The sequence below is a fragment of the Arthrobacter sp. R4-81 genome (assembly GCF_054792365.1).
In genome coordinates this window covers 2,524,634-2,543,365 of record NZ_CP096445.1, presented here as the reverse complement: position 1 = coordinate 2,543,365, position 18,732 = coordinate 2,524,634, and the positions used below count along the sequence as shown (strand labels likewise).

The 18,732-nt window shown below is 63.5% G+C and carries 17 protein-coding genes; 10 read left to right on the top strand and 7 right to left on the bottom strand.

Annotated elements, in window-relative coordinates:
• Window positions 1-58: 58 nt before the first annotated feature.
• Genes M1E05_RS11920 through purU form a run of 4 tightly spaced genes read right to left on the bottom strand, consistent with a single transcriptional unit; the run spans window position 59 to window position 5,034 of the window.
• Window positions 59-934, bottom strand: coding sequence for a bifunctional 5,10-methylenetetrahydrofolate dehydrogenase/5,10-methenyltetrahydrofolate cyclohydrolase (locus M1E05_RS11920; RefSeq protein ID WP_461163051.1), 876 nt, complete (start codon window positions 932-934; stop codon window positions 59-61).
• On the bottom strand, window positions 931-1,557 hold the full coding sequence (locus tag M1E05_RS11915; RefSeq protein ID WP_461163050.1) for a cyclodeaminase/cyclohydrolase family protein: 627 nt from the start codon (window positions 1,555-1,557) through the stop codon (window positions 931-933). Before M1E05_RS11915 ends, M1E05_RS11920 begins: the two co-directional genes overlap by 4 nt.
• A gap of 16 nt (window positions 1,558-1,573) precedes the next feature.
• Window positions 1,574-4,066, bottom strand: coding sequence for a GcvT family protein (locus M1E05_RS11910; protein ID WP_461163049.1), 2,493 nt, complete (start codon window positions 4,064-4,066; stop codon window positions 1,574-1,576).
• 53 nt (window positions 4,067-4,119) lie between these two features.
• A complete protein-coding gene (gene purU / locus M1E05_RS11905; protein ID WP_461163048.1) occupies window positions 4,120-5,034 on the bottom strand; it encodes a formyltetrahydrofolate deformylase in 915 nt (304 codons plus the stop codon).
• A gap of 119 nt (window positions 5,035-5,153) precedes the next feature.
• On the opposite strand from purU, the gene M1E05_RS11900 reads away from it, so the two are divergent.
• The 8 genes from M1E05_RS11900 to M1E05_RS11865 all read left to right on the top strand — a co-directional run bounded on the left by M1E05_RS11900 (window position 5,154) and on the right by M1E05_RS11865 (window position 14,176).
• Window positions 5,154-5,831: a GntR family transcriptional regulator gene (locus M1E05_RS11900; RefSeq protein WP_461163047.1), complete on the top strand. Its 678-nt coding sequence runs from the start codon at window positions 5,154-5,156 to the stop codon at window positions 5,829-5,831.
• Window positions 5,832-6,003: 172 nt separating this feature from the next.
• On the top strand, window positions 6,004-7,302 hold the full coding sequence (glyA, locus tag M1E05_RS11895; RefSeq protein WP_461165237.1) for a serine hydroxymethyltransferase: 1,299 nt from the start codon (window positions 6,004-6,006) through the stop codon (window positions 7,300-7,302).
• A complete protein-coding gene (locus M1E05_RS11890) occupies window positions 7,299-8,519 on the top strand; it encodes a sarcosine oxidase subunit beta family protein (protein ID WP_375164768.1) in 1,221 nt (406 codons plus the stop codon). Before glyA ends, M1E05_RS11890 begins: the two co-directional genes overlap by 4 nt.
• Before the next feature lie 15 nt (window positions 8,520-8,534).
• Entirely contained in the window at window positions 8,535-8,954 is a 420-nt protein-coding gene (locus M1E05_RS11885) for a sarcosine oxidase subunit delta (RefSeq protein WP_461163046.1), read from the top strand.
• Window positions 8,951-11,908 (top strand): sarcosine oxidase subunit alpha family protein, encoded by a 2,958-nt coding sequence (locus M1E05_RS11880; RefSeq protein WP_461163045.1) that lies wholly within the window; start codon window positions 8,951-8,953, stop codon window positions 11,906-11,908. Before M1E05_RS11885 ends, M1E05_RS11880 begins: the two co-directional genes overlap by 4 nt.
• On the top strand, window positions 11,901-12,539 hold the full coding sequence (locus M1E05_RS11875) for a sarcosine oxidase subunit gamma (protein ID WP_458114156.1): 639 nt from the start codon (window positions 11,901-11,903) through the stop codon (window positions 12,537-12,539). Before M1E05_RS11880 ends, M1E05_RS11875 begins: the two co-directional genes overlap by 8 nt.
• A complete protein-coding gene (locus tag M1E05_RS11870) occupies window positions 12,539-13,912 on the top strand; it encodes an L-serine ammonia-lyase (RefSeq protein ID WP_461163044.1) in 1,374 nt (457 codons plus the stop codon). The genes M1E05_RS11875 and M1E05_RS11870 overlap by 1 nt, the downstream gene beginning before the upstream one ends.
• Before the next feature lie 39 nt (window positions 13,913-13,951).
• Window positions 13,952-14,176 carry a hypothetical protein gene (locus tag M1E05_RS11865; protein WP_461163043.1) on the top strand — a complete coding sequence of 75 codons (225 nt, stop codon included), beginning with the start codon at window positions 13,952-13,954 and terminating at the stop codon, window positions 14,174-14,176.
• Window positions 14,177-14,214: 38 nt separating this feature from the next.
• Here M1E05_RS11865 and M1E05_RS11860 read toward each other — a convergent pair whose 3' ends face one another.
• Together M1E05_RS11860 and ligD are read right to left on the bottom strand one after the other, a co-directional pair.
• Entirely contained in the window at window positions 14,215-14,454 is a 240-nt protein-coding gene (locus M1E05_RS11860) for an aldo/keto reductase (protein WP_461163042.1), read from the bottom strand.
• A gap of 43 nt (window positions 14,455-14,497) precedes the next feature.
• A complete protein-coding gene (gene ligD, locus M1E05_RS11855) occupies window positions 14,498-15,742 on the bottom strand; it encodes a non-homologous end-joining DNA ligase (RefSeq protein ID WP_461163041.1) in 1,245 nt (414 codons plus the stop codon).
• Between the two features lie 201 nt (window positions 15,743-15,943).
• On the opposite strand from ligD, the gene M1E05_RS11850 reads away from it, so the two are divergent.
• Window positions 15,944-16,108, top strand: a complete 165-nt coding sequence (locus tag M1E05_RS11850) for a zinc transporter permease (protein ID WP_247045475.1) — start codon at window positions 15,944-15,946, stop codon at window positions 16,106-16,108.
• Window positions 16,109-16,210: 102 nt separating this feature from the next.
• On the opposite strand, the gene M1E05_RS11845 is transcribed toward M1E05_RS11850, so the two are convergent.
• Window positions 16,211-16,783 carry a helix-turn-helix domain-containing protein gene (locus tag M1E05_RS11845; protein WP_247045473.1) on the bottom strand — a complete coding sequence of 191 codons (573 nt, stop codon included), beginning with the start codon at window positions 16,781-16,783 and terminating at the stop codon, window positions 16,211-16,213.
• A gap of 311 nt (window positions 16,784-17,094) precedes the next feature.
• Between M1E05_RS11845 and M1E05_RS11840 the strand changes: the two genes are divergently transcribed.
• Window positions 17,095-18,603 (top strand): CoA-acylating methylmalonate-semialdehyde dehydrogenase, encoded by a 1,509-nt coding sequence (locus M1E05_RS11840; protein WP_461163040.1) that lies wholly within the window; start codon window positions 17,095-17,097, stop codon window positions 18,601-18,603.
• The last annotated feature ends 129 nt before the right edge of the window (window positions 18,604-18,732 follow it).

Below are 18,732 nucleotides of genomic sequence, written 5' to 3'. Positions count from 1 at the left end.
CTCTCCGTTCTTCCACGTCACAGCAACAACCGCTCGGGCGGATCGCATTTATCCGACATTACGCGACTCCTCTCCTGACGAAGGCACGCGACTGTTCCCGGGCGGCTTCGATCGTGTGAAGGAGAAGCAGGGACGTGGTGACTGACCCGACCCCGCCCGGAACTGGAGTCAGTGCGGCAGCAACGCCACGGACGCTGGCTTGATCCACGTCCCCTACGAGGGACCCGTCCGGAAGGACGTTGGTGCCAACGTCGATCACCACGGCCTCGGGAGAAATATGGCTACTGTTTAGCAGGCCGATGCGCCCGGCGGCAACGATCACGACGTCGGCCGTCCTGGTGTATTTCTCGAGCGGCCCTGACCTGGAGTGGCAGACGGTTACGGCGGCGTCGCGTTCCAGCAGCAGCAGGGACAGCGGTTTTCCAACAACGGCCGAGCGTCCAATGACGACGACGTTCCGGCCCGCCACCGGGATATCAAAGTGGTCAAGGATCTCGATGACGGCGCGGGCCGTGGCGGGCGCGAACGAGGGCTGGCCGACTGCCAGGCGGCCGAGGCTCAGTGGATTCGCGCCGTCGATGTCCTTTTCAGGGGCGATATGTCCAACCAGGGCATCTGCATCAACGCCGGGCGGTAACGGAGTCTGCAGGATGATCCCGTGCACCGACGGCTCGGCGCTGAGGGCTTTCAGGACACTGGCCAACGCCTGTTCTGTCGCGTCGTGGCCCAGGTCCACGATCCGGCACGTGATGCCGGCGTTTCCTGCAGCCCGTTCGATGGACCGAACATACCAGTGAGCGGAGCCGTCGTCTGTGGCCACAACAACTGCAAGCGTCGGGCGCAGGCCTTCGGTTTCGAGGTCCCTTGCGTCGTCGTGGGCCCTCTGTTGCATGAGCCTGGCGAGGGTCCGCCCGGAGAGGAGGGTGGTGTTCAACCGAGGATCCTTTCGCGAACGCGCTTGGCGAGCGAGTCGGCGGCCAGGATGACTTTTTCCTCAAGGCCGTCGGTCTGGTCAGCCAGCCGGGACCGGGCTTCGGTGTCCTTGATGGCAACCACATTTATGTCGATATTGACTCGGGCAGTCGTGGCGGCTGCCCGGGCTGCATCGACGGAGGCGGCGACGTCACTGATCACGTTGCTATTGGCCACCTCGAAAAGTTCCGTGGCAAGATCCACCACATCGCCGGCAAGGAGGATCAGTTGCGCGGGCGTTTTCGCGGCCAGGATGAGTGCGTCCTGGACGGATGCCGTTCGTGCGGCCTTGAGATCATCAGTACTGGTCGGGAGCTTGTACGCATCGATGACACCCTGGAACGCATGCTGGTCGGCGTCCGCGAGGCGCAGCGCCTCGACCACCAGCCTGTCGGCAGAGGCGATGACCCTTGTCACGAGTTCGGCATGCTGCTCGTATTTCGTCCCGGTGGTGTATCTGGCAACCATTCCGACGAGTGCCGCTCCCTGGGCTGCGTGGAGCGCCGCGGCTGCGCCGCCGCCGGGGGTGGGTTGACGCGATGCAAGACTGGTGAGGTAGTCGTTTATTGTTTCTGAACTGATCATGTGTCTTCCTGGGCTGTCAGCCGCGGAGCCTGGTCATCGTGGGGTCGTACAGCGGATCGGCCGTGACTGTGGCCTGGATGCGCCGGCCAAAGTATTCGATCTCGACAGAGTCACCAATGGACACAGCGGCGGGGAGGTACGCGTACGCGATCGGCTTGGCTACGGTATAGCCGTAAGCGGCGCTGGTGACGTAGCCGACTGCCTGGTCCTTGTAGAAGACAGGTTCCTTGCCCAGCACGATGCTGCGGCCGTCGTCGACGGTCAGGCAGCGAAGGCGGCGGGCGGAGTTTTCCTCGGTCCGGCCTTCCAGCGCTGCCTTTCCGACGAAGTTTTCCTTGGCCATCTTCACGGCGAAACCAAGTCCTGCTTCCAGGGGGTCATGCTCGGTGGTCATATCCGTGCCCCACGAGCGGTAGCCCTTTTCCAGGCGCAGGGAGCTGAATGCGGCGCGGCCGGCAGCGATTACACCGAACGGCTGCCCGGCCTTCCAGAGTGCATCCCACAGGCGCTGCCCGTTGTCTGCACTGGTGTACAGTTCCCAACCCAGCTCGCCGACATAGGACAGGCGCATTGCCGTGACGGTGACGCCGCCGATGACCACCTTCTTGGACCGGAAGTATTTCAGGCCGTCGTTGGAGAAGTCGTCGCTGCTGACCGTGCCAATCAGGTCCCGGGCGAGGGGTCCCCACAAGCCGATGCAGCACGTTCCGCCAGTGGTGTCGCGGACCTGGACCCAGTCACTGGCGCTACCGCTTTCCGTCTGGTGGCGTGCGGCCCGCTCAAAGTAGGCGGTGTCGATGTTTCCGTTGGCTCCGAGCTGGAAGGTGTCTTCGCTCAGGCGGGCCACGGTGATGTCGCTTCGGATCCCGCCTGCGTGGTCCAGCACGAGGGTGTAGGTGACGGCCCCCGGCTTCTTGGTCATGTCGGCGGTGGTCAGCTCCTGCAGCAGCTTCATTGCTCCGGGGCCGGAGACCTCAAGGCGCTTGAGCGGAGTCATGTCGTACATGGCCACCGCGGTGCGGGTCTTCCAGGCTTCGGCCGCGGCGATGGGCGAGCTGAACATCCCGGACCAGGCGTCACGTGCCGGCGGCTGCCATTCGTCAGGCATCTCCTTGAGCAGTTCGGCGTTGGCTTCGAACCAGTAGGGGCGCTCCCAGCCGCCGCCCTCCAGGAAGAAGCCGCCCAGCTGCTTGTGGCGGGCGTGGAAGGGGCTGACGCGAAGGTTGCGCGGAGAGAGCTTGGGCTGCAGCGGGTGCAGGACATCGTAGATTTCCACGAAATTCTGCTGGGAGGTCTCGCTGACGTACTCGGGGGTCAGCTGGACCTCTTCGAAGCGGTGGATATCGCAGTCGCCGAGGTCAATCTGCGACTTTCCGTCCACGAGGAGCTCTGCCACGGCACGGGCGATGCCGGCGGAGTGTGTGACCCACACGGCCTCGGCAACGAAGAAGCCGTCCACTTCCTTGGACTCGCCCACCAGGGAGCCGCCGTCCGGGGTGAAGGAGAAGATGCCGTTGAAGCCATCCTCGATTTCGCTTTCACGCAGTGCCGGCAGGATCTGCTTGGTTGCTTCCCACGCGGGAAGGAAGTCATCCAGGGTGAAGTCCAGGCGGGAAGGCATGTTGTGTTCGCTGATGCTGCTGGGCTCGTAGCTGCCCAGTTCGTCCAGGTCCACGGGCATGGGTCGGTGTGCGTAGGAGCCGATGCCGTAGCGCTCGCCGTGCTCGCGGTAGTAGAGGTCCTGGTCCTGGTGGCGCAGGATGGGGAGCTGGGCGCCGTTGGGCAATTCGTTCTTGCCCTTCTGGGCGGGAACCGGCGTGGTCTTGACGTACTGGTGGGCCAGCGGGAGGAGCGGGACGGACATCCCGATCAGCTCGCCAACCTTGGCGCCCCAGAAGCCCGCGCAGGAAACCACGATGTCCGCCGGGATCACGCCATCGGCGGTCTCGACGCCGGTGACGCGGCGGTTGGACTGTTCGATCCCGGTCACCGCGGTGTTGCCGATGTACTTCACGCCGGCTGCTTCGGTGCGCTTGATGAGCAACTGGACTGCGCGGGCAGCCAGGGCCAGGCCGTCGGTAGGTACATGGAGGCCGCCCAAGATGTCTTCCTCGTTGATCAGCGGGTAGAGCTCCTTGCACTCTTCGCGGGAGAGGATCTTGCCTTCGATGCCCCATGCAGCCGCATAGCCGAGCTTCCGCTTGAGGTCTGCCAGACGGGTTTCCGTGGTAGCAACTTCAAGGCCGCCCACCTGGTTGAAACAGCTTTGGCCGTCCTCCGTGAGGGACAGGAGCTTTTCCACCGTGTACTTGGCGAAAAGTGCCATGGTCTTCGAAGGGTTCGTCTGGAAAACGAGGCCGGGGGCGTGGGACGTGGAGCCGCCGGGCATATTCAGGGGGCCCTGGTCCAGGACAGTGATGTTGTTCCAACCCCGTGTGACCAGTTCATCGGCAAGGTTCGTGCCGACGATTCCCGCTCCAATAATGACAATGCTTGGCGTCGAAGCCATGTGGTTTCTCCTGCTGGTTTTCGTGTGTGTCTGTGCTGATGGGGTGGCGGGGCTTACCGGAACACGACAGTGCTGGTCTGATCCAGCAAAACACGGTGCTCGCAGTGCCACCGTACGGCGCGCGACAATGCCAGGGCTTCCGCATCCTGCCCGACTGTTGAAAGTGCGGTGGGACCGTAGCTGTGATCCACGCGGATGACTTCCTGTTCGATGATGGGCCCTTCGTCCAGCTCGGCAGTCACATAGTGGGCTGTAGCACCGACCAGCTTGACCCCACGATCGTACGCCTGGTGATACGGGCGGGCGCCCTTGAATCCAGGCAGGAAGGAGTGGTGGATGTTGATGGCACGGCCCTCAAGGGAGCGGCATAGGTCGTCGGACAGCACCTGCATATAGCGGGCCAGCACCACGAGGTCGATGTCATATTCGTCAATGAGATCCAACAGGCGCTGTTCGGCGTCTGCCTTTGTCTCTGGTGTCACCGGGACATAGAGGAAGGGGAGGCCCGCTGCCTCAGCCATTGCCCGGTGGGTTTCATGATTCGAAACTATCAGGACAATGTCGCCGCCGAGGCTGCCACCGCGCCAGCGGAAGATCAGGTCATTCAGGCAGTGCCCGAACTTTGAAACCATCACCAGGACGCGCTGCTTCGTCTGGTCATGGAAGCTGAACTTCATCTCGAAGCGGTCCGCGATCGCGTTGAACTCCGCTTGAAGCCTCTCAGGCGTGTAGTCAGGGGAACCCGAGAATGCGGTGCGCAAATGCAGTGTCTGCCGGAGTCCGTCGTCGAACTGCTGGTGCTCGTCGATGTTGAAGCCGCGTTCGAAGAGAAAGGTAGTGACCGCCTGGACAATCCCGGCGCGTTCGACGCACGACAATGTGAGCACGAACTTCTGGGCCTTGCCTTCCAAGCGGGGCTCGGTCTGAGCCAGGGTGCTGGTTGATAAGTCTGTAGCCACTAGAGCCATGTCATCTCCTTTAGATATATTCTGAAATCGTGAACTGATATATTAGGGTTGGCATCAGCGTATACTGGTCGGTGGGCGAGGTCAATAGCCTATTTGCTCCAACAGAAAGGGGTCTGGTTATGGCAGTGGGAGTCTTGGCTATCGCGGAGGATACCGTCAAGAAGTCGCTGGCGGAAGAGGCGTATGAGCGCATCCGCGACCGGCTGCTGATGCTTGACATTAAGCCGGGTGATCTTCTCAATGACGACCACCTCGCCAAGGATCTTGGCATGGGACGGACTCCCGTGCGGGAAGCCCTGAAGCGGCTTGAGCTTGACCGACTGGTTGTTTCGTACCCGCGCCGGGGAACTTTTGCCACACGCGTGGAGGTAACCGACCTTGCTTTCATTTCCGAAATCCGGACTCAGCTTGAACCACTTGCGGCCGCTCGCGCTGCGCGGGTGGCCACAACAGGGCAGCGGGAGAAGCTGCACGCTGTGATGCAGGCGGTTGAGTCCTTCGATACGCAGGCCGCCTCCGTCGTCGAAACCCTGAGGTTGGATGCAAGTGTGCACCAGGGGATTTATGCCGCTGCAGGCAATCCCCACCTGGAAGATGTCCTGATCCGGTACGACAATCTGGCAACGCGCATCTGGTGCATGGTGCTCGATCGCCTTCCTGATCTCGCCCACCACGTTCATGAACATGTGGAACTGCTCGGAGCAGTGATTGAGGGGGACGAGGCCCGGGCCGCGGATCTCGCCAGAACACACGTCAGCGGCTTCGAGGATGCCGTCCGCAGGGCTCTTTTTACCTAGTCCCAATCTCACCTCTCCAGTTGTCACCCGGAAGCGCGGCCCTCAAAGCCGCGCTTCCGGCGTCTCTGCACCGACCCTAAAAATCTGTTGACACCCATAGCTGCCCGTAGCATACTGGGAGCTACGCAACTAATATATCAACAGGATATTAGGCAACAGCTAGGGAGAAATGATGGTCGACGTTCTGACCCGCACGCTCGCAGAAACCGATCCTGCGATCCACGCCGCTGTGGAGCAGGAACTCCTGCGTCAGCAGGGTACGCTGGAGATGATCGCCTCCGAAAACTTTGCGCCCACTGCCGTGATGGAAGCCCAGGGATCGGTACTGACCAACAAGTACGCCGAGGGCTACCCGGGCAAGCGGTATTACGGCGGCTGCGAACACGTTGATGTGGTCGAACAGCTCGCCATCGATCGGCTCAAGTCATTGTTCGGCTCGGAATTCGCCAACGTGCAGCCCCACTCCGGAGCCCAGGCCAACGCAGCGGCCATGTTCGCCCTGATCCAGCCCGGCGACACCATCCTCGGGCTGAACCTTGCACACGGTGGCCATCTGACGCACGGCATGAAGATCAACTTCTCCGGCAAGCTCTACAAGGTGGTCCCGTACGGAGTCCGCGAAGACACCATGCTCATTGACATGGCTGAAGTGGAGCGCCTGGCCGTAGAGAACAAGCCCCGGCTGATCGTTGCTGGCTGGTCCGCCTACTCCCGTCAGCTGGACTTCGCCGAATTCCGCCGTATCGCCGACCTGGTGGGTGCCTACCTGATGGTGGACATGGCACATTTCGCCGGCCTGGTGGCCGCAGGACTCCACGCCAACCCCGTCCCTCACGCCCACATCGTTACGAGCACCACACACAAGACCCTTGGCGGTCCGCGCGGCGGAGTCATCCTGACCAACGACGCCGACATCGCCAAGAAGGTAAACTCCGCGGTGTTCCCGGGACAACAGGGCGGCCCGCTGGAGCACGTCATTGCCGCGAAGGCAGTTGCGTTCAAGCTTGCTGCGGAGCCGGCGTTCCGTGACCGTCAGGAACGCACCCTGGAAGGCGCCCGCATCATCGCCGAGCGCCTGCTGGCTGCTGATGTTGCCGAGTCCAACGTCACTGTGGTCAGCGGCGGGACCGACGTGCACCTGGTCCTGGTGGACCTGCGGAATTCGGAACTGGACGGCCAGCAGGGCGAAGACCGCCTGCACCGTATCGGGATCACGGTCAACCGCAACGCCGTCCCCTTTGATCCGCGTCCGCCGATGGTCTCTTCCGGGCTTCGAATCGGCACGCCGGCACTGGCCACGCGTGGGTTCGGGAAGGCAGAATTCACCGAGGTCGCAGACATTATCGCCGCAGCCCTCAAGCACGATTTCAATGAAGAGACCGTGGCAGAACTCCGGCAGCGGGTTGAAATCCTGGCCGGGAAGTTCCCGCTCTACGCCAACCTTTCCTCTGACGCGATCGAGGTGGCATGATGGCCGATCTGCTTCCGGAGCATCCGGATTTCCTCTGGCGGAACCCTGAGCCCAAGTCCTCCTACGACGCCGTGATCGTTGGCGGCGGCGGGCATGGCCTGGCTACCGCCTACTTCCTCGCCAAAAACCACGGCATGACCAATATTGCCGTCCTCGAAAAGGGGTGGTTGGCCGGCGGGAACATGGCCCGGAACACCACCATCATCCGGTCCAACTACCTGTGGGACGAGAGCGCGGCCATTTACGAGCACGCCCTCAAACTCTGGGAAATACTGCCGGAAGAACTCGAATACGATTTCCTCTTCAGCCAGCGCGGCGTGATGAACCTCGCCCACACCCTGGGTGATGTCCGCGAAAGCATGCGGCGCGTCGGAGCGAACAAACTCAACGGTGTGGACGCGGAGTGGCTGGATCCGCAGCAGGTCAAGGAACTCTGCCCCATCCTGAACATCAACGACAACATCCGTTACCCCGTCATGGGCGCCACCTACCAGCCCCGGGCAGGCATCGCCAAGCACGACCACGTGGCCTGGGCCTTCGCCCGCAAGTGCGACGAGCTGGGCGTGGATATCATCCAGAACTGCGAAGTCACCGGTTTCCTCAAGGACGGCAACAAGGTGGTGGGCGTCAAGACCAACCGCGGCACCATCAACACCGAAAAGGTGGGCCTCTGCGCCGCCGGGCACAGTTCGGTCCTGGCCGAGATGGCAGGCTTCCGGCTTCCCATCCAGTCCCACCCGCTGCAGGCGCTGGTCTCCGAGCTGCATGAGCCGGTCCACCCGACAGTGGTCATGTCCAATCACGTGCACGTCTACGTTTCCCAAGCACACAAGGGCGAACTGGTCATGGGCGCTGGCGTGGACTCGTACAACGGTTACGGACAGCGCGGGTCCTTCCACGTGATCGAGCACCAGATGGCGGCCGCCGTCGAACTTTTCCCGATCTTCGCCAGGGCCCACGTACTCAGGACCTGGGGCGGAATCGTTGACACCACCCTGGATGCCTCCCCGATTGTGGGCATCACGCCTGTGGAAAACATGTTCGTCAACTGCGGCTGGGGCACCGGCGGCTTCAAAGGTACCCCTGCCGCCGGCCTCACCTTTGCGCACACCATCGCCACCGGAACGCCGCACCACCTGAACAAGCCGTTTGCGCTGGAGCGGTTCGAAACCGGCGCCCTGATCGATGAACACGGCGCAGCCGCCGTGGCCCACTAAGAAGAGAGTCCGGTCATGCTTCTCATTTCATGCCCCAACTGCGGCTCCCGCGACGAAACCGAGTTCCACTACGGCGGCCAGGCCCATGTGGCCTATCCGGAAAACCCGAACGAACTGAACGACCGCGAATGGGCCGAGTTCCTGTTCTATCGGGACAACACCAAGGGCGCCTTCGCCGAACGCTGGCTCCACAGCACCGGCTGCCGCCAGTGGTTCAACATGGTCCGCGACACAGTCACTTACGAGATCCAGGCTGTCTACCCGATGGGCTCGGCCCGGCCCGCAGCCGCCCCGCCGGCCGCCGAATCCGGAACCGCCAGCACCGCCCCGGACAGCACCACAACAGGTACTGCCGGGCCCAGCATTGCTGCAACCAGCACCGGCACAAGTACTGCATCACCCAGCACCACCGCCCCGGAAGGAGCAACAAAGTGACTTCCCAGAAAGCACGCCTCACCGCCGGCGGCCGGATCGACCGCACCATTTCCTGGCGTTTCACTGTGGACGGGGAGGAGTTCACGGGCCACCCGGGGGACACCCTCGCCTCCGCCCTGCTCGCCAACGGCCGCATTGCCGTCGGCAACTCCCTCTACGAGGACCGGCCCCGCGGCATCATGTCCGCCGGGGTTGAGGAATCCAACGCCCTGGTCAAGGTGGAACCGCGATTCCCCGGCCACGTTGCAGAATCCATGCTTCCCGCTACCACCGTCACTTTGGTGGACGGATTGAACGCCGGCCTGTTGAACGGCCTGGGCCGCCTGGATCCCGAGGAGGACCGCGCGGAATATGACAAAAAGTACGTCCACACCGACGTCCTGGTGATTGGCGGCGGCCCCGCCGGCCTGGCCGCAGCCCGCGAAGCCGTCCGCACCGGCGCGCGGGTCATGCTGTTGGACGACCAGCCCGAACTGGGCGGTTCTCTGCTTTCCGGTTCCACGGCCCCCGAACTGGCTCAGATCATCGAAGGCAAGCCGGCCCTTGAATGGGTGGCGGACATCGAAGCCGAACTCGTTTCCGGCGCCGAATCAACCGTCCTGAACCGCACCACCGCCTTCGGTGCCTACGATGCCAACTACGTCATCGCCGTCCAGAACCGCACTGATCACCTGTCCACCCCGGCCGCGCCCGGCGTGTCCAGGCAGCGGATCTGGCACATCCGTGCCAACCAGGTGGTGCTGGCCCCGGGCGCCCATGAACGCCCGCTGGTCTTTGAGAACAACGACCGCCCCGGCATCATGCTCGCCTCGGCAGTTCGCAGCTACCTCAACCGCTACGCGGTGGCCCCCGGACAGCGCGTGCTCATCAGCACCACCAACGACAGCGCCTACGCCCTGGCCGCCGACCTGCGGGCCGCCGGCATCAGGATCGCCGCCATCGTTGACGCCCGTCCCAAGCTCACGGAGGTAGCTGCTGCCGCCGTCGAAGCCGGGACGCGCGTATTGATCGGCAGCGCGGTGGCCGCCACCGCCGCCGGAACGGATGGCCGGCTGGACGGCGTCACCGTCCGCAGTATCAACGACAACGGCGAACTCACCTCTGGCATCGAAGAGATCGCCTGCGACCTGCTGGCAGTCTCCGGCGGCTGGAGCCCGCTGGTACACCTCCACTCCCAGCGGCAGGGCAAGCTGCGCTGGGACGACGACCTGGCGGCCTTTGTGCCCAGCACCGCTGTCCCGAACCAGCAGATAATCGGCTCCGGCCGCGGCAGCTTCGAACTCCAGGACTGCGTCGCCGAAGGCATCTCCGCAGGTGTCGCGGCAGCCGTTGCCGCCGGCTTCAGCCCGGGAAATTCAGCCGCAGCCGACGAGCCTTTACCGATCGGCGAGCCGAAGGCGTCCGCCCCCACCCGGCAGCTGTGGCTGGTTCCAGGGCAGAGCGGCACTCCGGATGACTGGCACCACCACTTCGTTGACTTCCAGCGGGACCAGAGCGTCGCCGACGTCCTGCGCTCCACCGGAGCCGGAATGCGGTCCGTGGAGCACATCAAGCGCTACACCTCCATCAGCACCGCAAATGACCAGGGCAAAACCTCCGGCGTCAACGCGATCGGGGTCATTGCCGCCGCTCTCAAGCATGCAGGGGAAGCATCCCGCGGCATCGGCGACATCGGCACCACCACGTACCGGGCTCCCTTCACGCCCGTAGCGTTTGCGGCCCTGGCCGGACGCCAGCGTGGCGAACTCTTCGATCCCGCCCGCGTCACGTCCATTCACCCCTGGCATGTGGCCAAGGGCGCCCTCTTCGAGGACGTCGGACAGTGGAAGCGTCCCTGGTACTACCCGCAGAACGGCGAGGACATGGACCAGGCCGTCTTGCGTGAATGCGCAGCGGTCCGCGAGTCCGTCGGCTTCATGGACGCCACCACGCTCGGCAAGATCGAAATCCGGGGCAAGGACGCCGGCGAGTTCCTCAACCGGATCTACACCAACGCCTTTAAGAAGCTCGCGCCGGGTTCTGCACGCTACGGCGTGATGTGCATGGCAGACGGCATGATTTTCGACGACGGCGTGACCTTGCGCCTGGACGAGGACCGCTTCTTCATGACCACCACCACCGGCGGAGCCGCGAAGGTGCTGGACTGGCTCGAGGAATGGCTGCAGACCGAGTGGCCGGACCTGGACGTGCACTGCACCTCGGTGACGGAACAGTGGAGCACCATCGCCGTCGTCGGGCCAAAATCCCGCGCTGTCCTCGCCAAGGTGGCACCGGAACTCGCCGCCAACGGGGGACTGGAAGCAGAAGCCTTCCCGTTCATGACGTTCCGCGAGACCACCCTCGCCTCGGGCGTACGCGCCCGGATCTGCCGGATCTCATTCTCCGGTGAGCTGGCGTACGAGATCAACGTCCCGGCCTGGTATGGGCTGAACACCTGGGAAGCCGTCGCGGCCGCCGGCGCCGAATTCAACATCACCCCTTACGGCACAGAGACCATGCACGTGCTCCGTGCCGAAAAGGGCTACCCGATCGTTGGCCAGGACACCGATGGTACGGTCACCCCGCAGGACGCCGGGATGGACTGGATCGTCTCCAAAGCCAAGGACTTCATCGGCAAGCGCTCCTACGCCCGCGTCGATGCCCAGCGCGAGGACCGTAAGCACCTGGTCAGCGTACTGCCCATTGACGGCAGCATCCGGTTGCCGGAAGGCACCCAGCTGGTGGAAAAGGGCATCCCCGTGACCCCGGCCTATGGCCCCGTTCCCATGCAGGGATTTGTCACTTCCAGCTACCACAGTGCGGCCCTGGGCAGGTCCTTCGCCCTGGCACTGATCAAGAATGGCCGCAACCGGATCGGCGAAACCCTGGTGGCCGCCGCCGGAAACCAGCTGGTGGATGTTGTTGTGGCGGAAACCGTACTTTTTGACCCTGAAGGGACCCGCAAAGATGGCTGAAACAGCAGCACCCAAAACCTCCCCTGAGACTGACCTGTCGCTCCGGACCAGTCCGGCTGAGCTGCTCAGGCAAGCATTTCAAACCGGCTCCGTGCCCGGCGTTGTTGAGCTCCGCGAAATCACCTTCCTCACCATGGTGGGCCTCCGGGTTCCCCGCGACACCGACGCGGCGGAGCGGATCGCATCGGTTACCGGCGGTCTGCCCGCGACGTGCGGGGCCGTGAGCGGCACCGGCGACACCTCCGTGCTCTGGCTCGGGCCCGAGGAATTCCTGGTGGTGGCCCCCGTGGAAGCCCACGAATCCCTCGGCGGCGACCTCATCCAGGCGTTGAGGGAAGCCCTCGGCGACGGCGCAGGCCAGGTGGTGGACCTCTCCGCCAACCGCACCACGTTCGAACTCATCGGGCCGCGGTCCCGTGCAGTCCTGGAAAAGGGCTGCTCCCTGGACCTTCACCCCCGCGGGTTCAAGGCCGGAACGGCGTTGTCCACGGAGATCGGCAACATCCCCGTGGTCCTCTGGAAGACCGGCGATGAGAGTTACCGGATCCACCCACGTGCCTCGTTTGCAGAGTTCCTGGGCCGCTGGATCCTGGATGCCATGCGGGAGTATGCCTCTCCTGAGGTTCCCTAATGGCCCTCAGCGTCCTGGATCTCTTTTCCGTTGGCATCGGGCCGTCGTCCTCACACACTGTCGGCCCGATGCGGGCTGCCAAGTTGTTCGCCGACGGGCTAAAAGACGACGGACACCTGAGCTCCACCACACGGGTCCAGGCCGAACTGTTCGGCTCCCTGGGGGCAACGGGGCGCGGCCACGGCTCGGACAAGGCCGTGGTCCTGGGCTTCCAGGGGCTGGACCCGGAAACCGTGGACACCTTCACAGCTGATGATCAGGTTGCTGCCGCTGCGCTCGATGCTGAGCTGTGGGTAGGCGGGGACCACCGGGTGGACTTCAACTGGGACGAGGACGTGGTGCTGCACCGGCGCAAGTCCCTCCCGGCCCACCCCAACGGCATGACGTTCCGTGCCCTGGACCATGCCGGAGAGCTACTCAGCGAGCGAAGCTTCTATTCTATTGGGGGCGGCTTCGTCGTTGACGGGGACGCTGATGCCGGTGACCGCGTGGTTGCCGACTCCACAGTCCTGCCCTACCCGTTCACAACAGCCGACGAACTCCTGGCGATCTGCGGCCGCGAAGGCATGTCCATCTCGGACGTCATGCTCGCCAACGAGGTAACGTGGCGCAGCGAGGCAGAGCTCCGTGAGAAGTTGCTGCGGCTCTGGGCAGTCATGCGTAAATGCGTGGACAACGGCTGCGCGGCGGAAGGAATCCTTCCCGGCGGCTTGAACGTCAGGCGCCGCGCGCCGTCGTTATTCCAGACCCTGACGGCGGATACCGGCGTCACCGACCCGCTCCGGGCGATGGAATGGGTGAACCTGTTCGCGCTGGCGGTCAACGAGGAGAACGCGGCCGGGGGCAGGATTGTTACCGCACCGACCAACGGGGCGGCCGGAATCGTCCCCGCAGTGCTGCACTACTACGTGAAGTTTGTCCCGGGAGCCAGCGACGACGGCGTGGTCCGCTTTCTGCTGGCGGCGGGCGCCGTCGGAATTCTGTTCAAGATCAATGCCTCCATCTCCGGCGCCGAAGTTGGCTGTCAAGGTGAGGTTGGTTCAGCCTGCTCCATGGCCGCAGCCGGGCTCTGCGAGGTGCTTGGCGGCTCACCCGAACAGGTGGAAAACGCTGCCGAAGTGGGCATCGAACATAACCTCGGCCTTACCTGCGACCCCGTGGGCGGCCTGGTGCAGATCCCGTGCATCGAGCGGAACGCGATCGCAAGTGTCAAAGCCATCAATGCCGCCCGCCTGGCCCTTCACGGCGACGGCATCCACAAAGTATCCCTCGACAAGGCCATCAAGACCATGAGGGAAACCGGAGCGGACATGAAGGACAAATACAAGGAGACTTCCAGGGGCGGCCTTGCGGTGAACGTCATCGAATGCTGATCGGGTGAAGTAACTCGGGTGACCGGTAAGGGCGGAGTCATGTTGGATATGGGATCAACCAGTATTGGTGCCAGGCGTGGATTGCGTAAAGACTGGGCCCGGTTGACCGGCCGCACGGTGGAGGTATGGCTCCTGGGGGAACACATCATGACCGGTGTTGTGGACCAGGCTTCGCCAGACGACTCAGTCCTGTGGATCGCGGCCGCCGGAGCCGAGACGCGGAGGCTTTTCGATAGGCGGACGGGATACCAGATCTGGGTTTAGCCAGGCGCCCGGGGCCCCGGCGTCCACTGACCCAAGGGTCAAAGGTCGATCGAGGCCATGTTGGCCTCGTTGTGCCGTTCCCCAGCCGCCGGTTTGAGCGCGTTCAGCCGGTCCAGCTGGTCCCCGCTGAGTTCGATAGCGTCGGCGGCAGTGTTCTCCTCAACCCGGGAGACTCTACGTGTGCCCGGGATCGGGGCGATGTCGTTGCCTCGCGTCAGCAGCCAGGCGAGGGCGGTCTGCGCCGGGGTTGCTCCGACCTCGGCGCCGATAGCCGTCAAACCTTGCCCTCGGAAATTCGGTTCGAGGGGTAGCAGGTTCGGGTCAGGAGGCCGGGCGCCCGGGCCACTCCTTGCCGGCCCAGGGGTCGTAGTCGGCGATGAGTTCCTCCTGGGATGGACGCTCCCTCTCGGGGACGTGCTGCAGGTTCACCCGCACCCGGTACCAGAGCGAACTCGATCCGCGCATGCCGTCGACGAGCACGTCCGCGGGATGCAAGAGAGGGACCATGTCGGCATGACTGGCCTTCCATTCCTCTAGTGCCGCCAGCGCTTCTGGCTTCGTTTTGGTGCGGGCCACCTCGATGAGAGGCATCACGGACTGCCGGCGGCCGACGCTGTCACCACTGCGTGGTGGTTTTTCGGCGGGACCCAGCTCGGCTGCCAGGGCGAGGAGTCCATCGAGTGTGCCGACGGCGTCGTCGATTCCGGTGTGAGGGTCGCCCAAGGCGGCGAAACGCTCCGGCACGGTACGCACGGTGAACTGTTCCGGCCGGGTGGAACGGACCTCGTCCCACGAGAGGGGCGTCGATACACGGGCGTCGGGAAGAGGCCGGACAGAGTATGCGGATGCCACGGTGCGGTCCTTCGCGTTCTGGTTGAAGTCGACGAACACACTCTCGCCGCGTTCCTCTTTCCACCACCGTGCAGTGGCAAGGCCGGGAGCACGGTTCTCCACCTCACGGGCCAGGGTCTCGGCGGCCAGCCGCACGTCGCGGTAGGACCACTGCGGCGCGATGCGCACCAGGATGTGGAGCCCCCGCGATCCGCTCGTTTTCGGCCATCCCACCAGCCCGACGTCGTCGAGCACCTCACGTGCGACATAGGCGACGTCGACGATCTGGGACCAGTCGACCCCCGGCATCGGATCGAGGTCGACGCGGAGCTCGTCCGGGTGCTCGAGGTCCTCGGCGCGAACGGGGTGTGGGTTGAGGTCCAGGCACCCGAGATTCACCACCCACGCCAGGCCCGCGGCATCCCGGATGACAGCCTCCTCCGCTGACGTTCCCGATGCGTAGCGCAGGGTGGTGGTGTCGATGAAGTCAGGGTGGTTTTCGGGCACGCGCTTCTGAAAGAACGGCTCAGAATCGATTCCCTTCGGGAAGCGCTTGAGTACCATGGGGCGGCCGCCGGCACCGCGCAGCGCGCCATCAGCGACGGCGAGGTAGTAGTTCACCAGGTCGAGCTTGGTTAGCCCGGGTTCGGGGAACACCACCTTGTCCGGACTCGAGATACGAACTTCGTTGCCCGCGATACTGAGGATTTCGGCCGGGGTCTTCGAGGGGTTCATGGCGCCACGCTAGCAACGATCGCATGTCCCAGCCAGAGCTTTTGCGCCACAACCAAAATTCACTCGCCGGAAGGACCCGCTGGAGCCTTGAAGGCTAGCGGGGGCCCAGGTAAAGGTGCTTAGGTATTGCTGTAGTGGTCAACCCAACAGAGGAAGAAGCCGCGGCAAGGTTTTTCCTGACCAATTCGAAGGAGACGGAATATGAGTGAAATGACAGAGGAAGTCCACGCCGAGCACAGCCTTGCGGAGCACCAACACGGCGGCCCGGACTGCGCCCATGAGACCGTGGAGCACGGAGACCATGTGGACTACATTCATGACGGTCACCGGCATGCCGAACATGAAGGCCATTACGACGAGCATTGATCGCGGAAAACGTACTCGTTAGATACGAAGGGACCGGCGGCCGTCACGGCCGCCGGTCCCTTGCATTGGGTGTTTATCTTCACCAGGAGCCATCACACACGGCTAGATACTGGTTGGCGGGCTGACTATCCACAGAACCTCAGCCGGGAGAGTGCTGGTGTTCGTTAATCTGTGGGGCAACGAGGACATGTAGTCGATACTGTCGCCCTGCTGCATTGAATGAGGCTCCCCATCCAGCTCTATGACAATCTCGCCCGATACTACGTAGAGAATCTCCTGCGAGTCTCCGTGCGTATAGGGATCGTCTCCGGTCGACGCTCCGGGCTCAAATTCTCCGGCATAGACCTCGAGGTGGCGAAGGGGTCGCTGCGAGATCAGAAACTTGTGTATTCCCGCATTGGTTGACAGTTCCGGGCGCGCTTCCCTGCGCAACAATCGTGGTGAGCCTGCGGGTACTTCCTCAAAAAGATCTGCAAGCGTCATTCCTAAAGCGGTTGCGATCCGCCGAAGCACGCCGATGCTGGCATTGGTTAGACCGCGCTCAAGCTGGCTAAGAAACCCCGCGGTGGTCCCGGTTGCTTCGCCTAGTTCCTTCAGCGACATACGCCGTAAAGAACGAAACTGGAGAACCCGTTGACCGAGTTGGGCTTGAGAAAGATCAGTTTCGCTGGTCATGGGGAAACTTCCGGTTTGCCTGTACTAAACAAATATTTAGCTGAATAGCCAGGAACAGTCTGGCTCCGGGGCCACGAAGCTGTCAAGGTGACAGGCACTCCTGTTGACACTGCCCCGAGGTAGAGCCCACACTGTTAGCAATTAGTGGCACTAAACTTTTGTTTAGTGGAATGGACTCGAGTTTTACAGGATCTCCGCTCTCCGGCGCCGCGTGTCCGAACGGGTGGAGCTGCCGAGAACCGCAAAACCGCTCTGACGCGCCATTGAACCGCTCAACCTGCTTCAACTCTCATCTTCTAAAGGAACTGGTTATGACAACGTCAACAATCACTCTCATCAATCACTTCATCAATGGCTCTGAAACAGCCGGCGAAGGTAACCTCACGCGTCCCGTCTTCAATCCTGCGACTGGTGCTGTTTCGGGGGAGTTGCGGTTGGCGAACCGTGCTGACTTGGACGCGGCGGTTGCTGCGGCGCGGGCCGCTGCGGATTCGTGGGGTGATATTTCGTTGGCGAAGCGCACGGGGGTGTTGTTCAGGTTCCGTGAGCTGGTGGCGGCCCATGTTGATGAGCTGGCTGCGTTGATCACTGCCGAGCACGGGAAGGTCCTTTCGGATGCGAAGGGCGAGATCGGGCGGGGCCTGGAGGTGGTGGAGTTCGCGTGCGGGATCCCGGAGTTGCTCAAGGGTGATTATTCGGACCAGGTCTCTACTGGCATTGATGTGTTTTCGTTCCGGGAGCCGTTGGGGGTGGTGGCGGGGATCACGCCGTTTAACTTCCCGGTGATGGTGCCGTTGTGGATGGCGCCGATGGCGATCGCGACCGGGAACGCGTTCATTTTGAAGCCCTCGGAGCGGGACCCGTCGGCGTCGATGCTGATCGCGAAGCTGTGGAAGGACGCCGGCCTGCCGGACGGGGTGTTCCAGGTCCTGCACGGGGGCAAGGAAACGGTCGACGGGTTGTTGACGCACCCTGATGTGGACGGGATCTCCTTCGTCGGCTCCACCCCGATCGCCCAGTACGTCCACGAGACCGCCACCAAACACGGCAAGCGGGTCCAGGCCCTGGGCGGGGCGAAGAACCACGCGATCATCCTGCCCGACGCTGACCTGGATAACGCCGCCGACCATCTCGCCGCGGCCGCGTTCGGTTCCGCCGGGGAACGCTGCATGGCCATCTCCGTCGCCGTCGCCGTGGGGGACGCCGCTGAACTGCTGGTCAAAAAGGTTCAGGAGCGGGCCCTGGCCGTGAAGGTGGACAACGGGACGGTGCCCGGGGCGGAGATGGGCCCTGTGATCACGCCGGAGTCCCGGGACCGGATCGTGCGGATCGTCACCGAAGCCGAACAGGCGGGGGCTGCGATGGTGGTGGATGGCCGGGACCTGGTGGTTCCCGGGCATGAGGACGGGTTCTGGGTGGGCCCGACAGTGATCGACCACGTCAAGGCCGGGATGACCGCGTACACGGAGGAGATCTTCGGGCCGGTCCTCGTCGTCGTCCGCGTCAACAGCCTGGATGAGGGGATCGCCCTGATCAACGCCAACCCGTACGGGAACGGCACAGCGATCTTCACCTCCTCCGGTGCGAACGCCCGGAAGTTCCAGCGCTCGGTGGATGTGGGCATGATCGGGATCAACGTGCCGCTGCCGGTCCCGGTCGCGCACCACTCCTTCGGCGGGTGGAAAGCCTCACTGTTCGGGGACAAACACATCTACGGTCCCGAAGGCGTCTCCTTCTACACCCGCGGCAAAGTCGTCACCTCCCGCTGGCCCGAACCCACCCACGCCTCCGGCGCCTCCTACAACTTCCCCTCCAACTAATCCCCACCGCCACCCTCGCCTCGCAAGCTCGGCAGGGAACCCTGGCGGCGTGGGCCCACCCAACGGTTGCTGAGCAGATGCCCTTTTGAGCCTCCAAAAGGGCATCAACTCAGCAACCGGCTCAAGTGG